This is a genomic window from Burkholderia pyrrocinia, from assembly GCF_003330765.1.
Lineage (GTDB): Bacteria > Pseudomonadota > Gammaproteobacteria > Burkholderiales > Burkholderiaceae > Burkholderia > Burkholderia pyrrocinia_B.
Map to the genome: position 1 here is coordinate 3,328,699 of NZ_CP024903.1, position 16,506 is coordinate 3,345,204.

The 16,506-nt window shown below is 67.8% G+C and carries 13 protein-coding genes and 1 pseudogene; 9 read left to right on the plus strand and 5 right to left on the minus strand.

Features of this window, described 5'->3' with window-relative positions:
- Positions 1 to 16 precede the first annotated feature (16 nt).
- Positions 17 to 1,741, plus strand: a complete 1,725-nt coding sequence (locus CUJ89_RS32765) for a tannase/feruloyl esterase family alpha/beta hydrolase (RefSeq protein WP_114181357.1) — start codon at positions 17 to 19, stop codon at positions 1,739 to 1,741.
- Between the two features lie 76 nt (positions 1,742 to 1,817).
- On the opposite strand, the gene CUJ89_RS32770 is transcribed toward CUJ89_RS32765, so the two are convergent.
- Positions 1,818 to 2,294, minus strand: a complete 477-nt coding sequence (locus CUJ89_RS32770; RefSeq protein ID WP_114181358.1) for an Lrp/AsnC family transcriptional regulator — start codon at positions 2,292 to 2,294, stop codon at positions 1,818 to 1,820.
- Positions 2,295 to 2,452: 158 nt separating this feature from the next.
- Between CUJ89_RS32770 and CUJ89_RS32775 the strand changes: the two are divergent.
- Together CUJ89_RS32775 and CUJ89_RS32780 are read left to right on the plus strand one after the other, a co-directional pair.
- Positions 2,453 to 2,805, plus strand: a pseudogene (locus tag CUJ89_RS32775) (diaminopropionate ammonia-lyase); the annotation flags it as partial.
- A 58-nt stretch (positions 2,806 to 2,863) separates the two neighbouring features.
- A complete protein-coding gene (locus CUJ89_RS32780) occupies positions 2,864 to 4,048 on the plus strand; it encodes a M20 aminoacylase family protein (protein WP_114181695.1) in 1,185 nt (394 codons plus the stop codon).
- An 18-nt stretch (positions 4,049 to 4,066) separates the two neighbouring features.
- Here the strand turns inward: CUJ89_RS32780 and CUJ89_RS32785 are convergent, their stop codons facing one another.
- Entirely contained in the window at positions 4,067 to 4,780 is a 714-nt protein-coding gene (locus CUJ89_RS32785; RefSeq protein ID WP_114181359.1) for a GntR family transcriptional regulator, read from the minus strand.
- 173 nt (positions 4,781 to 4,953) lie between these two features.
- Here CUJ89_RS32785 and CUJ89_RS32790 point away from each other — a divergent pair, with 173 nt between their 5' ends.
- Genes CUJ89_RS32790 through CUJ89_RS32810 form a run of 5 tightly spaced genes read left to right on the plus strand, consistent with a single transcriptional unit; the run spans position 4,954 to position 10,990 of the window.
- Entirely contained in the window at positions 4,954 to 6,252 is a 1,299-nt protein-coding gene (locus CUJ89_RS32790; RefSeq protein WP_114181360.1) for an MFS transporter, read from the plus strand.
- Between the two features lie 58 nt (positions 6,253 to 6,310).
- On the plus strand, positions 6,311 to 7,039 hold the full coding sequence (locus CUJ89_RS32795) for an aspartate/glutamate racemase family protein (RefSeq protein ID WP_114181361.1): 729 nt from the start codon (positions 6,311 to 6,313) through the stop codon (positions 7,037 to 7,039).
- Between the two features lie 10 nt (positions 7,040 to 7,049).
- Positions 7,050 to 8,456, plus strand: a complete 1,407-nt coding sequence (gene hydA, locus CUJ89_RS32800) for a dihydropyrimidinase (protein ID WP_114181362.1) — start codon at positions 7,050 to 7,052, stop codon at positions 8,454 to 8,456.
- Positions 8,457 to 8,504: 48 nt separating this feature from the next.
- The gene (locus CUJ89_RS32805) at positions 8,505 to 9,701 is read left to right on the plus strand and encodes a serine hydrolase domain-containing protein (RefSeq protein ID WP_114181363.1); all 1,197 of its coding nucleotides are present in this window, start codon (positions 8,505 to 8,507) and stop codon (positions 9,699 to 9,701) included.
- Positions 9,702 to 9,715: 14 nt separating this feature from the next.
- A complete protein-coding gene (locus CUJ89_RS32810) occupies positions 9,716 to 10,990 on the plus strand; it encodes a serine hydrolase domain-containing protein (RefSeq protein WP_236655023.1) in 1,275 nt (424 codons plus the stop codon).
- Between the two features lie 58 nt (positions 10,991 to 11,048).
- Here the strand turns inward: CUJ89_RS32810 and CUJ89_RS32815 are convergent, their stop codons facing one another.
- On the minus strand, positions 11,049 to 12,407 hold the full coding sequence (locus CUJ89_RS32815) for an aspartate aminotransferase family protein (protein WP_114181364.1): 1,359 nt from the start codon (positions 12,405 to 12,407) through the stop codon (positions 11,049 to 11,051).
- 325 nt (positions 12,408 to 12,732) lie between these two features.
- Between CUJ89_RS32815 and CUJ89_RS32820 the strand changes: the two genes are divergently transcribed.
- Complete coding sequence (locus tag CUJ89_RS32820; RefSeq protein ID WP_114181365.1) at positions 12,733 to 14,733, plus strand: glycoside hydrolase family 28 protein; 2,001 nt, start codon at positions 12,733 to 12,735, stop codon at positions 14,731 to 14,733.
- A 74-nt stretch (positions 14,734 to 14,807) separates the two neighbouring features.
- On the opposite strand, the gene CUJ89_RS32825 is transcribed toward CUJ89_RS32820, so the two are convergent.
- Together CUJ89_RS32825 and CUJ89_RS32835 are read right to left on the minus strand one after the other, a co-directional pair.
- Positions 14,808 to 15,317 carry a GNAT family N-acetyltransferase gene (locus tag CUJ89_RS32825; protein WP_114181366.1) on the minus strand — a complete coding sequence of 170 codons (510 nt, stop codon included), beginning with the start codon at positions 15,315 to 15,317 and terminating at the stop codon, positions 14,808 to 14,810.
- A 424-nt stretch (positions 15,318 to 15,741) separates the two neighbouring features.
- The gene (locus CUJ89_RS32835) at positions 15,742 to 16,389 is read right to left on the minus strand and encodes a glycine zipper 2TM domain-containing protein (protein WP_114181368.1); all 648 of its coding nucleotides are present in this window, start codon (positions 16,387 to 16,389) and stop codon (positions 15,742 to 15,744) included.
- Positions 16,390 to 16,506 lie beyond the last annotated feature (117 nt).

The window sequence follows — 16,506 nt, forward strand, 5'->3', positions numbered from 1 at the left end:
CCGAACGGGAGTTATCTTGAACAGGAAATCTGCAATCCTCTGTATTGCGCCGCTGTCCGCCGCCGCCATGCTCGCCGGGTGCGGCGGCGACGATTCGGTCAGCTCCGCGCCCACGCACCTGAGCGCTGCGACGCCGGCCGCGATGGCGCAGACCTGCGACGCGCTCGCCGCGAAGCTCGCGTATGCGAACACGTCGTTCACGTCGGTGACGACCGCGGCCGCCGGCGCGCTGACGGTGGCCGGCAAGCCGATCGCCGAGCACTGCGTGATCGAAGGAAAAATGAACGAGCGCGTGAGCGCGGCGGACGGCAAGACCTATGCGATCGGCTTCGAGATGCGCTTGCCGAAGGCGTGGAACGGTCGCTTCTTCTACCAGGCGAACGGCGGGCTCGACGGCAATGTCGTGACCGCGACCGGCGAGATCGGCGGCGGCGGGCCGCTGACCGATGCGCTGAACCAGGGCTTCGCGGTGATCAGCTCGGATTCCGGGCACAGCGCCGCGCAGAACCCGCTGTTCGGCGTCGATCCGCAGGCGCGCCTCGACTATGGCTACGGCGCCGTCGATGCGCTGACGCCGATGGCGAAGCAGGTGATTCGTCTCGCCTACGGCAAGGCACCCGACCGCAGCTATTTCGGCGGCTGCTCGAACGGCGGCCGTCACGCGATGGTCACGGCCGTGCGCAACCCGGGCGACTACGACGGCATCATCGCGGGCGATCCGGGCTTCCACCTGCCGAAGGCGGCGATCGGCGAGATGTATGGCGCGCAGCAGTTCGCGAAGATCGCGTCGGCGACCGGATCGAACGGGCTGCCGGATATCCGCAGCGGCTTCACCGATGCGGAGCGCCAGTTCGTCGGCGCGAAGATTCTCGACCAATGCGATGCGCTCGACGGCGCGGCCGACGGGATGGTGCAGGACGTCGCCGCGTGCCAGGCGCACTTCAGCGTCGATGCGGACATCCCGACCTGCGCGAACGGCACGCGTACCGGGTCCTGCCTGACGACCGCACAGAAGACCGCGCTCGACAACGTGTTCGCGGGCGCGCGCAACAGCGCGGGCACGGCGCTCTACGCGAGCTTTCCATACGATCCGGGCGTGGCCGGCAGCGGCTGGGCCGGGTGGAAGCAGTCGAATTCGGTCACGCTCGATCCGGCCGCGATGGCGTTTACGTTCATGACGCCGCCGAAAAGCGCCGCGACGCTCGCGAACCTGCCCGGTTTCGCGCTCGGCTTCGACATGGACAACGACGCGCCGGCGATCTTCGCGACCAACGGCGTGTACGCGCAATCCGCGTGGTCGTTCATGACGCCGCCCGACGAGACGAACCTGTCCGCGCTGAAGTCGCGCGGCGCGAAGCTGCTCGTCTATCACGGCACGGGCGACCCGGTGTTCTCGTTCAACGACACGAGCGACTGGTACGGGCGGCTCGCGCAGGCGAACGGCGGCGACGCGTCGGGTTTCGCGCGCTTCTATCCGGTGCCCGGAATGAACCACTGTTCGGGCGGGCCGGCGGCCGACCAGTTCGACATGCTGACGCCGCTCGTCGCGTGGGTCGAGCAGGGGCATGCGCCCGCCGCGATCGTGGCCGCCGCGCGCGACACGACGAATGCGGTGCCGAACGCGGAGGTGCCCGCGTCATGGGGCGCGGGGCGCACGCGGCCGCTGTGCCCGTATCCGCAGGTGGCGCGCTACAACGGCTCGGGCGACGTGAACTCGGCGGCGAGCTTCAGTTGCCGCTGACGTAGCCGTCGACGGGAAGCGGCCGGCGCGGGCAGTCGCGCGCCGGCCGCTTCATTGCGGCACGCCCTCGCCGCAGTCATTCGCCGGTATCGACCGGCACCTCGAGCCCGACCTTCACGCGGCTCATGCTCACGAGCGTCTTGAACCGCTTCACGTTGTTGTTCGCGAAGAACAGCTCGCGCGTGAGCGCGTTGTACTGATCCATATTGCGCACGGCGAGGATCAGCACGAAATCCCATTCCCCCGTCACGTAGTAGCACTGCTGGATCTGCGGGCACCGCTCGAAGGCGCGCTTCATCGCGTCGAGCTGGTCGATCTGCTCGCTCTCGACCTCGACGTTCACGACGATCGTCAGCGGATGATCGAGCTTGTCCGGCGCGACGACGGCCGTATAGCGCTCGATCACGCCGTCTTCCGCGAGACGCCGCAGGCGCCGGTTCACGGCCGCGGTCGACAGGTTGACGCGCGCGCCGAGTTCGGCCTGCGGCGTCTGCGCGTCGCGCTGGATTTCCATCAGCAGCTTGCGATCGAATGCATCGAGAGGGGTGGTCATGGTGGCGCGTGGAACCTCGAAAGAAAGAGAAATTTTTGCGTCGGGATCGCCGATTTGGCGATTTTATTGATCGTCCGACGCAATATTATTTTTCAAGCCGGCGGCGTGCGCAACCCGTGTCCGCCCGAACCGAACCCACCGACGCAGCGTTGCCCGCCATGCTGATCGCCAACCCCCGCGCATCGCGCGCTGCTTATCCCGACGCGCTGCGCCGCGTCATGAACATCGCGTCGGCCGACGAAAGCGGCGCGTGGCTGTCGCACTGGCCGTTCGTCGGCAACGCGCGCACGCCGCTGCGCACGTTGCCGGACCTCGCCGCGCGGCTCGGCGTCGCGAGCGTCAGCGTGAAGGACGAGTCGTGCCGCTCGGCAGCTTCAAGGCGTTCGGCGCGCCGAGCGCGCTGGTGCGGCTCGTGAAGCGCCTGCGGCGCACGCTGGATCTCGATCCGCAAGGGCTGGTCACCGGCCGCTACGCGTCGCTGCTGGCCGACCTGACGGTGATCAGCGCGACTGGCTGAGCCGCGCGGCGGTAGCGGCCTGAACGACATGACGACCGACGAGGCAAACGCAATGGACGCAATAGACGCAATGGAAGAAAGCACGCTGCAGGGACGACTGAAGGCCTGGCGCCGCCATCTGCACCAGCATCCGGAGACGGGTTTCGAAGAAGTGAACACGTCAGACTATGTCGCGCGCATCCTGACGACGCTCGGGCTCGACGTGCATCGCGGGATCGGCGGCACGGGCCTCGTCGCGAACCTGACGGCCGGCGCCGGCAAGCGCGCGATCGGCATCCGCGCGGACATGGACGCGCTGAACATCGCCGAGCACGCGCCAGGTCGCGAACATGCGTCGTGCACGCCCGGCAAGATGCATGCGTGCGGGCACGACGGCCATATGTCGATGGTGCTCGGCGCCGCGCAACTGCTGGCCGAGCGCAAGGATTTCGACGGCACGGTGCGCTTCATTTTCCAGCCGGCCGAGGAGCACGGCCGCGGCGCGAAGGCGATGATGGCCGACGGGCTGTTCGAGCGCTTTCCGGTCGACGCGATCTTCGGCGCGCACAACATGCCGGGCATGCGCGCGGGGTCGTTCTCGACGCGCGCGGGCGGCATCATGGCGAGCGAGGACAATTTCGTGATCCGGATCGACGGGCGCGGCACGCATGCGGCACGCCCGCACATGGGCATCGATCCGATCGTGATCGGCTCGCAGATCGTGCTTGCGCTGCAGACGATCGTGTCGCGCAATCTCGATCCGGGCCAGCAGGCCGTGATCTCGTGCACGGAGTTCCTGCCCGACGGGCTGCGCAACGTGCTGCCGTCGACCGTGACGATCAAGGGCGACACGCGCAGCTATTCGCGCGACGTGCAGGCGCTGCTGGAAACGCGGATGCGCGAGATCAGCGAAGGGATCTGCCGCACGCACGGCGCGACCTGCACGTTCGATTACACGCACGAGTTCGCGCCGACGGTGAATTCTCCGGAATGGGTCGACACGGCCGTGCAGGCCGCGGCGCATATCGCAGGCGCGGCAGCGGTGAACGCCGACGTGCAGCCGATGATGATCTCGGAGGATTTCGGCGCGTTCCTGCAGGCCGTGCCCGGCAATTTCGTGTTCATCGGCAACGGCGACGCGGCCGATCGCGGCGGCGTGCCGCTGCACAACGCGACGTACGATTTCAACGACGAGATCCTGCCGGTCGGCGCGCGTTATTTCGCGGAAGTGGCGCGGCGCGCGTTGCGGGCTGCGTAGCGGGCCCTCAGGAAGCCTTCACGCGCCGGCCGACCGCTGCGCCGGCGCGTCGGCCGTGCCGGTGCGATCGAGGATCGCGAGCACCTCGCGCGCGGTGTTCTCCGAATGGCTGCGCAGCACCTGCGGCAGCACCGCGTGGTCGGGATCGGCGAGCGCGGCCATGATGTCGTCGTGCTCGTGCAGCGACTCGGCCCAGCGCAGCGTGTCGGTGTTCGCGGCGCCGCGCGCGCGGTGCACCTTCGACATCAGCGACGCATAGATGCCCGACAGCACGGGGTTGCCGGCCGCGTCGACGATCATCTGATGGATCTGCTGGTTCAGCCGGAAATATTCGACCCGCTTGCCGGCTTCATGGCATTCGACCATCCGCCGGTGCTTCGCCTGCAGCGCGGCGAGCGTCGACGCGCCGATGCGCTTGCGCAGCAACTCGCCCGCCATCGCCTCCAGCCCGTGCAGCAGTTCGAACGTCGCGACCAGATCGTCGAGGTCGATCGACGCGACGCGATAGCCGATGTACTGGCGATGCGTGACGGCGCCTTCCGCGACGAGCACCTTCAGCGCTTCGCGCAGCGGCGTTTTCGACACGTCGAACGCGAGGCTGAGTTCCTTTTCGTCGATTCGCGCGCCGGGCGGCAATTCGCCCTCGTCGATCATCACGCGCAGGCGCGCAGCGATCTCCGCGGCCATGCCGCGCGTGCGCAGAAGCAGGGGATTGCGGGGTGTCTGGCTCATGATGGGTGCAAGCTTATCACGATACTGGGGCTTACCCTGCACCGTAATTGTGAATCAACAAACTCAATAAAACCAAGTGTTTACACTGTTGGTAATTATAAATTTCTAATCTTATACTCAGCTCCACGTTGCGCGACGTCCTGACCATCCTCGTTCACTCCTGGAGTCCGTCCATGTCTTCAACCTCCGGTGTCGCTGCCCTGACGGTCGGCAAATCCGCCGTCCGCTGGAAGATATTTCTCGTCATGCTGAGCCTCATCGCGATCAACTATGTCGATCGCGCGTCGCTGTCCGTCGCCATGCCTTACATCTCGCAGGAGTTCAACATCGGACCTGCGATGGAGGGTCTGATCCTCAGTTCGTTCTTCTGGACTTACGCGGTGATGCAGATCCCGGGCGGGATGCTGGCCGACCGGTTCAAGCCGCGCATCGTGATCGCGACGGCGACCGTGTTCTGGGGCTTCTTCCAGGCGATCGCCGCGCTGTGCACCAACGCGCCGGCGCTGCTGCTCACGCGCCTCGGCCTCGGCGCAGCCGAAGCGCCGATCTATCCGGCCGGCGGCAAGCTCAACGCGATCTGGATGACGCAGACCGAGCGCGGCCGCGGCGCCACGCTGCTCGACGGCGGCGCGCCGCTCGGCGCGGCACTGGGTGCGGTGCTGATCGCCGGGCTGATCGCGGTGCTCGGCTCGTGGCGGCTCGCGTTCGCGGTGGCCGGCGTCGGCACGGTGCTGGCCGGCCTGCTCGCGTGGCACTACATCCGCAACACGCCGCGCGAGCATCCGGGCGTCAACGACCTGGAAGCCGAATACATCGAGGCGTCGCATGCGAGCGATCTCGCGGCCGAGCCGGCCGACGCGTCGGGCCGCTCGCGCGACTTCTTCAAGTACCGCTCGGTGTGGTGCATGTTCTTCGGCTGGATGTGCTTCAACAGCGTGTTCTACGGGCTGCTCACGTGGATGCCGAACTACCTGCACAAGGTGCACGGCTTCGACATCAAGGAGATGGGCGGCGCGACCTTCATCATCTTTTTCAGCGGCTTCGTCGGCGAACTGCTCGGCGGCTGGATCGCCGACAAGTGGAAGGCCGCGGGCGGCCGCCCGAACGTCGTGATGCGCACGCTGTTCAGCATCGCCGCGGTGATCGCGACCGTGTCGATCTTCTCCGTCGCCTATGTGAAGAACCCGGTGGTGGTGGTCGCGCTGCTGTCGTCGACGCTGTTCTTCCTGCGCTGGTGCGGGCTGTACTGGTGCATCCCGTCGTCGCTCGGCACGCGCAACAAGATCGGCTTCCTCGGCGGCCTCATGAACCTCGGCGGCAACCTCGGCGGCGTCACCGTGCCGATCGTCGTCGGCGCGATCGTGCAGTTCACCGGTTCCTATTTCCTCGCGCTGATGGTCTTCGCGGCGGCCGGCGTCGGCCTGCTCGTGTGCTCCAGCGCAATCGACTACGAAAACAAGCTCCCCGTCTGACCGGCCCTTTTCGCCGCATTCACTGCATTCACCGCTTTCACTGGTAGAGAGACTCATCATGAAAAAACGCACCCTGCTCGGCATGCTCACGCCGTCCTCCAATACCTCGCTCGAACCGCTGACGAGCGCGATGGTCGCCGGCCTGCCGGGCGTGTCCGCGCACTTCGCGCGCTTCCCGGTCACCGAGATCTCGCTGACGGGCCAGGCGCTCGGCCAGTTCGACGACGACAAGATCATCCAGGCCGCGATGCTGCTGGCCGATGCGAAGGTCGACGTGATCGCGTGGAACGGCACGTCGTCGGGCTGGCTCGGCTTCGAGGCCGACGAGCGGCTGTGCGAGCGCATCACCGCGGCGACCGGCATTCCGGCCACGACGTCCGTGCTCGCGCTCAACGAGATCCTGAAGAGGACGAACGCGCACGAGTTCGGCCTCGTCACGCCGTATCTCGACGACGTGCAGACGAAGATCGTCGACAACTACCGCCGCTCGGGGCTGAACTGCATCGCCGAGCGCCACCTGAACCTGAAGGTCAATTTCTCGTTCTCGGAAGTGGCCGGCGACGCGATCGGCAACATGGTGCGCGAAGTGGCGGCGGCCGGCCCGCGCGCAATCTCGATCTTCTGCACGAACCTGAACGCCGCGCATCTGGTGCCGGCGCTCGAGGAGGAGACGGGCATCCCGATCTACGACACGATCTCGACCGTCGTGTGGAAGTCGCTGCAGCTTGCCGACTACGACACGCGGCAGGTCAAGGGCTGGGGACGTCTCTTCAGCGACGTGATCTGAGGCGCGCGCCATGTCGAACGATCTCGATTTCGTGATCCGTCATGCGGACGTCGTGACGGCGGCGGACCGGTTCTCGTGCGACATCGGCATCCGCGCGGGGCGCGTGGCCATGCTCGGCCACGGGCTTCCGCGCGCGCCGCGCGAGCTCGATGCGACCGGGATGCTCGTGATGCCGGGCGGCGTCGATGCGCATTGCCATCTCGATCAGCCGATGCCCGACGGGCTGCGGATGGCCGACGATTTCCTGTCCGGCACGCGCTCGGCGCTGTGCGGCGGCACGACGACCGTGATCCCGTTCGCCGCGCAGGCGAAGGGGCAGTCGCTGCAGGCCGCCGTCGACGACTATCACCGGCGTGCCGAAGGGCGTGCGCTGGTCGACTACGGTTTTCACCTGATCGTCGCCGATCCGACGCCGCACGTGCTGGCCGAGGAGCTGCCGCGGCTGATCGCGAACGGCTACACGTCGTTCAAGGTGTACATGACCTACGACGACCTGAAGCTGAACGACCGCCAGATGCTCGACGTGCTGTCGGTGGCGCGCGCGCACGGCGCGCTCGTGATGGTGCATGCGGAGAACTCGGACTGCATCGGCTGGCTGACCGAGCGGCTGCTCGGCGACGGCCATGTCGCGCCGCATTTCCACGCGCACGCGCGGCCGGCGGTGGTCGAACGCGAGGCGACGCATCGCGCGATCGCGTTCGCGGAACTCGTCGACGTGCCGATCCTGATCGTGCACGTATCGGGCGCCGAGGCGATCGAGCAGATCCGCTGGGGGCAGTCGCGCGGCTTGCCGATCCTCGCCGAGACCTGCCCGCAATACCTGTATCTGACGGCCGCCGATCTCGGTCGCGACGGCTATGAAGGCGCGAAGTGCGTGTGCAGCCCGCCGCCGCGCGATCCGGCGAACCAGCAGGCCGTGTGGAAGGCGCTGAAGCAGGGCGTGTTCTCGGTGTTCTCGTCCGACCATGCGCCGTTCAACTACGACGATCCGTGCGGCAAGCATCCGGGCGGGCAGGCCGTATCGTTCGACCATATCCCGAACGGGATTCCGGGGCTCGAGACGCGGCTGCCGCTGCTGTTCGACGGCGTGCGCGCGGGGCGACTGTCGCTGCACCAGTTCGTCGAGCTCACGTCGCTGCGGCCCGCGAAGCTGTACGGGTTGTATCCGCGCAAGGGGACGATCGCGGTCGGCGCCGATGCGGATATCGTCGTGTGGGATCCCGACAAGCGCGTGCGGATCGCGAATGCGTCGCTGCATCATGCGGTCGACTACACGCCGTACGAAGGGATCGAGGTGACGGGCTGGCCGCGTCATTGCCTGTCGCGCGGCGAGCTGCTCGTCGAGGACGGCCGGCTGCTCGCGGCCGAGCCCGGGCGCGGGCAGTTCGTGCCGGCCGGCAAGCCGTGCCTCGATTGACGTGATGGCCCGCGCGAAGCCGCGGGCGCGCTTTCAACAGGAGCCAGGATGAGCGTTTCCCTCGCATTTCGCGGTATCGCGGCCGCTGCCGTCGTCGCCGGTTCGTGCGGCGGCCCGGCACTGGCGGCAGGCGGTGCGCCGCAGGACATGCCGGACGTCGTGCCCGAATCGGTCGGCGTCGATTCGGCGCCGCTCGTGCGGATGTCGGCATGGTTGCGTCACGACCGGATGGACGTGCGCAGCCTCGTCGTCGTGAAGGACGGCAAGATCGTGTTCGAGCGCTACGGCGACGGCCTCACGCGCGACAACAACTACGAGCTGTATTCGGTGACGAAGACAATCACCGCGCTGCTCGCCGGCATGCTCGACGGCGAGGGCAAGCTCGGCCCGTCGACGAAGGTCGCGCCGCTGATCGCGGCCGCGCGGCCCGATCTCGCGAGCGAACTCGCGGACAAGCAGGACATCGAGCTGCGGCACCTGATGTCGATGTCGAGCGGGCTGCGCTACACGACGCGCGAAGGCACCGATCCGCTCTACTACGACGCGCCCGACCGGCTGCGGGTCGCGGTGACGAGCCGCGCGGCGCAGCCGCCCGGCGCGCATTTCGACTATATCGACGTGAACCCGGTGCTGGTCGGCACGGCCGTGTCGATCGCCGCGCGCGAGCGCGAGGACGCATTCGCGCGCAAGCGGCTGTTCGAACCGCTCGGCTTTGCGCATTACCGCTGGAGCGGCGCCGATGGCACGGGCGCGGTGGCCGGCGGCTGGGGGCTGCGGCTGCGCGCCGTCGACATGGCGAAGATCGGCATGCTGCTGCTCGACCACGGCCAGTGGAACGGCAAGCAGGTCGTGCCGGCCGGCTGGATCCGGCAGATGACCACACCGTCGCCGGCCGCGGCCGACTACGGCTACTACTGCTGGATCAATCACGTGGTCGAGCACGGCACGCCCGAGTTCGGCGCGATGGGCTTCAAGGGGCAGTTCATCACGGTGCTGCCCGCGCAGCGCGCGGTCGTCGTGATGACGAGCCTGCTGCCGACCGACGGCGGCCTGCGCGATGCGACCTATCTGAACCTGTATCGGCGGATGGTCAACGACTACATCCTGCCCGCGCTCACACCGGCGCAGCCGCCTGTCGAACGCGCGGAAACGACCCGGGCGCTGCGCGACGAACTGGCGCGCAGCCGGCAGACGAAGGGCGTTCCCGGTACCGCCGCCGCGTTCAACGACACGCCGGAAACATGATGAGGATTGCCAACATGACCACCGACCCGCTTGCGTGGCCGGGCGCATGCCGGCCCGCGTCGCGCGCCGCGCCTTTCGTTCGCCGGCTGCTCGCGCGGCTCGCGACGCTGCTGATCGGCGGCGGTGCGCTTGCGCCCGTGCCGGCGCTATCGGCGGCGCAGGCGGCCGACACGCTGCCGCCGCTGCATGAAACGGGCATCGAAGCCGCCGCGCCGGAGGCCGTCGGCGTCGATTCGCGCAAGCTCGTCGACCTGTCGCGCTGGATCCGCGAGCACAAGCTCGACGTGTACAGCCTGCTCGTCGTGAAGGATGGCAAGCTGATCTTCGAGCGCTACGGCGCGAATGCGTCGCGCGACGCGACCTACGAGCTGTACTCGGTCACGAAGGCCGTGACGTCGCTCGTCGCGGGCATCCTGGTCGATCGGGGGGCCGTGCATCTCGACGATCCGGTGGCCGCGCGGCTCGCCGCGTGGCGGCCCGATCTGGCCGGCGCGCTCGCGGACAAGCGCGATATTGCGCTGAAACACGTGCTGTCGATGTCGAGCGGCCTGCACTACGACTTCAGCCCGAAGGACGATCCGATCTACTACACCGCGCCGGACCGGCTGAAGCTCGCTGCGTCGTCGGCGCCGAAGGTCGCACCCGGCACCGCGTTCGAGTACACCGACGTCAACCCGATCCTGGCGTCGGCGATGTTGAGCGCGGCCGCCGGCGAGCCGGTCGAGCGCTACGCGCAGACGCATCTGTTCGGCCCGCTGGACATGAAGCGCGCGGCATGGGAGCGCGCCGACCGCACGGGGCTCGTGTCGGCCGGCTGGGGGTTGCGGCTGCGCGCGATCGACATGGCGAAGATCGGCATGCTCGTGCTCGACGGTGGCCGCTGGCAGGGGCGGCAGGTCGTTCCGCAACCGTGGATCGCGCAGATGACGTCGCCGCGCGTGTCGCCGCACTTCGGCTACTACTGGTGGATCAACAACATCGTCGACAGCGAGCCCGAATTCGACGCGATGGGCTTCAAGGGGCAATTCATCACGGTGCTGCCGAAGCGCAACGCGGTGGTCGTGATGACGGGCGTGCTGCCGGTGGAAGGCGGTTTGCGCGATGCGGAGAACGTGAAGCTGTTCCGCCGGATGGTGAACGGCTATATCCTGCCGGCGCTCGACGGTGGCGCGTCGGTGCAGGCTTCCGGCGGCGAAGCGCAGGCGGCGCTCGCGCGCGAGCTCGCGTTGAGCGCGCGTGCCGACAGCGTAGCGGGCACGCAGGTCGATCCGACGGATCTTCCGAAGTAGGCGGCGAGCGTGCGTCCGGCTCGCGCGTATTGGCGAGCCGGACGCGTGTCGCATCACGTCACGCCAGTTCGCCCAGGCACGCGTCGAACTGTGCGACGAGCCGGTCGACATCGGCGGCGGTCGTCTGCGGGCACACGAGCATCATGTTGTGGAACGGCGTGATCAGCACGCCGCGATTCAGCAGGTACAGGTGCACGATGTGTTCGAGCTCGCTGTCGAGCTGTTCGCCGGCGAGCGTGCCGTTGCGCGGCGGTGTGGGCGCGAATTGGAACTCGGTGCGCGCGCCGATGCGTGTCACGCACCACGGCAGCCCGTGTTTCGCGATCGCCTGTTCGAGGCCCGCCGCAAGCCGCGCGGCGAGTTCGAACATGTGCGCGTACGCCGCGTCGGTCGCGACTTCGGCCAGCGTCGCGCGCATCGCATGCATCGCGAGCATGTTCGCGGTGAGCGTCGTGCCGATCCCCGAATGGCCGGGCGGCGCGTTCAGCTTTGCCTGCTTCGCGCGTTCCGCGAATGCCGCGCTGAAGCCGTACACCGCGCACGGCACGCCGCCCGCGATCGGCTTGCCGACCACCAGAATGTCCGGTTCGAGATCGTGCGCGACCGCGTAGCCGCCCGGGCCGCTGCTGATCGTGTGCGTCTCGTCGATCACGAGCAGCGTGCCGTAGCGGCGCGTCAGTTCGCGCGCCGCATTCCAGAAGCCCGGATCGGGCAGCACCATCCCGATGTTCGTCATCGCGGGCTCGGCGAGCACGCACGCGACATCGCCATCCTTCAGCGCCGCTTCGAGCGCGTCCAGATCGTTGAATTCGACGACGCGCGTGTTCGCGAGCAGGTCATATGATTGCCCGAGCAGGCTGTCGCGCTGCACGGGGCGGCCGTCGACGAGATCGACGAACACGTCGTCGACCGTGCCGTGATAGCAGCCGTTGAACACGACGATCGTGTTGCGGCCGGTGGCCGCGCGCGCCCAGCGCAGCACGAAGCGGTTCGCGTCGCTCGCGCTCAGCGCGAACTGCCAGACCGGCAGCCGGTAGCGGCGCGCGAGTTCGCGCGACACCCACGCGGCGTCCTCGCTTGGCAGCATCGTCGTGTAGCCGCGCGTGGCCTGTTCGACGAGCGCGCGGGCGACCGGTTCGGGCGCATGGCCGAACATCGCGCCCGTGTCGCCGAGGCAGAAATCCGCATAACGATGGCCGTCGACGTCGGTGAACGTCGCGCCGCGCGCTTCCTTCACATACAGCGAGAACGGCGTCGACCAGTCCTGCATCCAGTGCAACGGCACGCCGAAGAGCAGGTGCCCGGACGCTTCCTCGGATAGTGCGCGGGAGGTCGGCATGGCTTCGGTGAAGGCACGGCGCTCGCGATCGAACAGCGCGCGGGCGCGGATGAGGTCGACTCCGTGGCGGGTCTGCAATTGACGCTCCTCTGACGGGTTTGCATGGGTGGATGACGCCTCCGCGAGCTTGTCATATTCCGTGTATGTGGTCGATCCGGGCTCGACCGCGTATCCGTCAGGCAGAAAGTTTTTGCGCATAAACATACGACAACATATATCTATTGCGACGCCTTCAAAAGTGAGTGTGCGCACACATCAACGCAATTATGACAATAAAAACAGGGTAAACGACAAATACGTCTCCGGCTTCGATCGCGACTAGACTGCCGGATGTAGTACGACGACGTATAAATCGCGATCCGCCGACCGGCGCATCGATACCCCATACACTGAAGGAGTGCCCATGGCCGCAAACAGCCGCCGTTCGTCTTCGTCTGTCCGATCGCCCTCGTCGAAGCGGGTGTCGCGCCGCGCATTCATCGGCTGGACCGGCGCACTTGCCGGCGGCGCCGTGCTCGGCGGGCCGCTCGCGGCCACCCGGGCCTTTGCGGGAGGCAACATGTCCAATGCGCCGGCGGTCGACCTCGTCTGGGGCGAGCACGGCGCGGCGGCGCGCATCGCCGCGTCGCTCGCGCACGTGTCGCGGCTCGCGCGGCGCGGGCGCGACTTCGACGTGACGCACTACGGCGCGCATCCGTGCGCGACGGTCGCACAAACGTCGCCGTACACGAACGTCGCGAAATCGCCGGTGAGCCCGGGTTCCGAACTGACGACCGCGCCCGGCGCGTTCGATTCGCGCCCGGCGTTTCTCGCGGCGATCGACGCATGCCGCCGCGAAGGCGGCGGCCGGGTCGTCGTGCCGGCCGGCAACTGGTACTGCGCGGGGCCGATCGTGCTGCAGAGCAATGTCACGTTCCACCTGAGCGCGAACTGCACGATCTACTTCAGCCCGAACCCGGCCGACTACGCGAAGGACGGCCCGGTCGATTGCGGCGCGAACGGCCATCTCTACTACAGCCGCTGGCAGGCGAACGATTGCCTGAACTACGGCGCGCCCGTCTACGCGCGCAACGCCACGAACATCGCGCTGACGGGCGAAGGCCCGACGTCGGTGCTCAACGGGCAGGCGATGACGCCGTTTTCCGGCAGCGGGGCCGGCAGCGTCTGCTGGTGGACCTACAAGGGCTCGTCGGGCGCGTACGGCGCGAGCGCGTCGGTGCCGAGCCAGACGTATCCGAACCCGAACAACGTCGACCTGCGCATCGTCGCGCCCGCGATTCCCGACGCGCTCTATGCGCTGCTCACGTCGCCGGTCACGCCGTGGCAGCAGGACCAGAACTATTTGCCGGCGCTGTCCGAGGCCGGCGTGCCGGTCGAGAAGCGCATCTTCGGCCTCGGCCATTACCTGCGGCCGTGCATGGTCGAATTCATCGGCTGCACGAACGTGCTGATGGCGAACTACCAGACGCAGAACACGCCGTTCTGGCAGCACCATCCGACCGCGAGCCGGAATGTCGTGATTCGCGGCGTGACGACCAACAGCATCGGCCCGAACAACGACGGCTTCGATCCGGACGCGTGCACCGACGTGCTGTGCGAGGACTGCACGTTCAACACCGGCGACGACTGCATCGCGATCAAGTCGGGCAAGGATCGTGATACGGAATATGGCCCGGCGAAGCGGCACCTGATCCGCAACTGCACGATGAACAGCGGGCACGGCGGCATCACGCTCGGCAGCGAGATGGGCGGCGGCGTCGAGCAGATCTATGCGACGAACCTGTCGATGCTGAACGCGAACTGGCAGACCAACCCGCTGAACATCGCGATTCGCGTGAAGACCAACATGAACCGCGGCGGCTACGTGAAGGACTTCCACGTGAAGGGCGTGACGCTGCCGAACGGCGTGAACCTGAAGGGTGGCGGCTATGGCAGCGCGCTGCTCGCGGGCAGCCCGATCAATGCGAGCGTGCCGCTCGGCGTCGTCACGCCGTCGGCCGGCAACCCGTCGGCCGCGCAAGGCGGCATCGTTACGTTCGACTGCGACTACCAGCCCGCGAACGATGCGGTGCGCACGCGCCCGCCGGTCGTGCAGAACGTGACGATCTCCGACGTGAAGGCGAGCAACGTGACGCTGAACGGCGTGACCGCGTCGTGCTTCCAGGCGATCGTCGCGCAGGGGCCGGTCGCGTTCGACTACAACGGCGCGCCGCCTGCACCGGCCGTGCAGCCGATCTCCGGCGTGACGATCAGCAATTGCGACTTCGGCACGCCGGTCGCGTCAGGCACGCCGACGGTCACGTCGCCGGGGCCGATCTATGCGTTCAACGTGAGCGCGATGACGCTGACGAACGTGACGATCGCCGGGCAGGCCATCAACACGACGATCACCGACAAGCGGTGACGCCGTGAGGTGAGGGGGAGGGCGTTCGCGTGCGGCCGGTCGATGCACGCGAACGCAAGCGCAAGCGCGGCGCGTTACGCCAGCGTCTTGACCATGTAGTGTTCGTCGTAGAAACGGCCGTCGACGAACATCGAGCGCGGTTCCGTACCGAACCGGACGAACCCTTGCGACGCATACAGCCGCTCCGCGGTGCCGTTGGCCTCGTTCACGCACAGCATCAGCTGCTTGCACTGCCACGCTTGTGCCGCGTGCGCGGTCGCGCTTTCGAGCAGCGCTTGCGCGATGCCCTGCCCGCGATAGGCCGGATCGACGAATACACCCCAGATCGTCGCCTTGTGCGCGATCTTCACGCGCGCATCGCGGCGCACGCCGGTGATGCCGACGAGCGTGTCGCCGTCGAACGCGCCGAACACCGCGCGCTCGTGGTTCGGCGTGATGCGCGTCGCGAATTCGTCGACCGGCACCTGCGATTCTTCGTCGAGCGTGGGCAGGAAAGACGTGGGCGCGGTATCGACCGCACGCAGGCGGACAGTCTGGAAACGGGCGGCGTCGGCCGCGTCGAGCAGGCGGGTCGTGATCGTCATCGGGGGATTCCGGTTGAGGGCCGAGCATGCCGGCGCGGGCCGCAGCGGCCGCGGGATGCATCGTGCCTATGCTAATCGGATTCCGGATGTCGCGCGGCGGCGTTCGATGTGCCGTGCACCTCCGCCGCGCCTTGGTGCTCAGATCACGTCGCGCGGTCGACGCGCATCGCGCTCGGTGCGGAGCGTGTGTGATTGCGACGCCGTCGGCCCGTGCAGGCGAGCGGTGCAACGGTCGTGCGACGCGTCGCGCTGGAGGCTGACGTGAAGGTGGACGGATAGCGGAAGTGCGGGCGGCGCGTGATGCGCGCCGCGTCGACACGAAGGACGAGGAGGACGTAAAACAGGCGCGCCGTCGTGCCGAACCGGCGCACGACGTCAAACGCGCGACGTGCGCCCGATCAGGTCAGGCTGCACGGGAGCGGAATCAATACGGCGACAACTGATTGCCGTTGATCTGCACGCGGTCGCCCGGCCGCAGGTTGCCCGGCGACTGCACGTCGAACGAACGCGTCGAGCCGTCGCTGACCTGCACGTCGATCCGGTAGCTGCTCGGCGGTTGCGCGGCGCCCATCTGCTGGCCGATCTGGTTGCCGGCGACCGCACCGCCGAGCGCGCCGATCACGGTGGCCGCATCGCGGCCGTGACCGCGGCCGACCTGGTTGCCGAGCACGCCGCCGATCAGCGCGCCGACGACGGTGCCGGCGACACCCGACGGGCCGACGGAGCCGTTGACCGGCCGGATGTTCGCGACCGTGCCGTACTGCGTGCCGTAGCCGTTCCCGTACTGCTGTTGCTGATTGCCGTACTGGTCATACGGCTGCGACCCGTATTGCGGCTGGTTGCCGTACTGGTCGTACGGCTGCGGCGCCTGGTTCGGGTAGGCCGGTTGCGGCTGCACGTAGCCGGGCTGCGAATACGCGGGCTGCGCATAGCCTGGCTGCGCGTATTGCTGCTGCGGATAGCCCGGTTGCGCGCCGTAGTACCCCGGCGCGACGCAGGCGGTCAGCGGAAGCGCCGCCACGGCGACGAGCGAGGCGAACAGAACGGTCTTCGTGGAAGGCATGCGCATCATGATGTTTCCTGCTTCGGCAACGTGTCCGCCGACGGATTCCGGGACGGGTGGCGAACTCGGCGTGAGTATAAGGAATGGCCGGATGCGCGTCCGGTGTGGCCGGGTAACAACGTGTAA

Coding starts and splice junctions, on each gene's coding strand:
- CUJ89_RS32825 (WP_114181366.1), bottom strand. CDS start 15,317: ATGACGATCACGACCCGCCTGCTCGACGCGGCCGACGCCGCCCGTTTC.
- CUJ89_RS32780 (WP_114181695.1), top strand. CDS start 2,864: ATGGACGCAATAGACGCAATGGAAGAAAGCACGCTGCAGGGACGACTG.
- CUJ89_RS32805 (WP_114181363.1), top strand. CDS start 8,505: ATGAGCGTTTCCCTCGCATTTCGCGGTATCGCGGCCGCTGCCGTCGTC.
- CUJ89_RS32790 (WP_114181360.1), top strand. CDS start 4,954: ATGTCTTCAACCTCCGGTGTCGCTGCCCTGACGGTCGGCAAATCCGCC.
- CUJ89_RS32810 (WP_236655023.1), top strand. CDS start 9,716: ATGACCACCGACCCGCTTGCGTGGCCGGGCGCATGCCGGCCCGCGTCG.
- CUJ89_RS32820 (WP_114181365.1), top strand. CDS start 12,733: ATGGCCGCAAACAGCCGCCGTTCGTCTTCGTCTGTCCGATCGCCCTCG.
- CUJ89_RS32770 (WP_114181358.1), bottom strand. CDS start 2,294: ATGACCACCCCTCTCGATGCATTCGATCGCAAGCTGCTGATGGAAATC.
- CUJ89_RS32835 (WP_114181368.1), bottom strand. CDS start 16,389: ATGATGCGCATGCCTTCCACGAAGACCGTTCTGTTCGCCTCGCTCGTC.
- hydA (WP_114181362.1), top strand. CDS start 7,050: ATGTCGAACGATCTCGATTTCGTGATCCGTCATGCGGACGTCGTGACG.
- CUJ89_RS32795 (WP_114181361.1), top strand. CDS start 6,311: ATGAAAAAACGCACCCTGCTCGGCATGCTCACGCCGTCCTCCAATACC.
- CUJ89_RS32785 (WP_114181359.1), bottom strand. CDS start 4,780: ATGAGCCAGACACCCCGCAATCCCCTGCTTCTGCGCACGCGCGGCATG.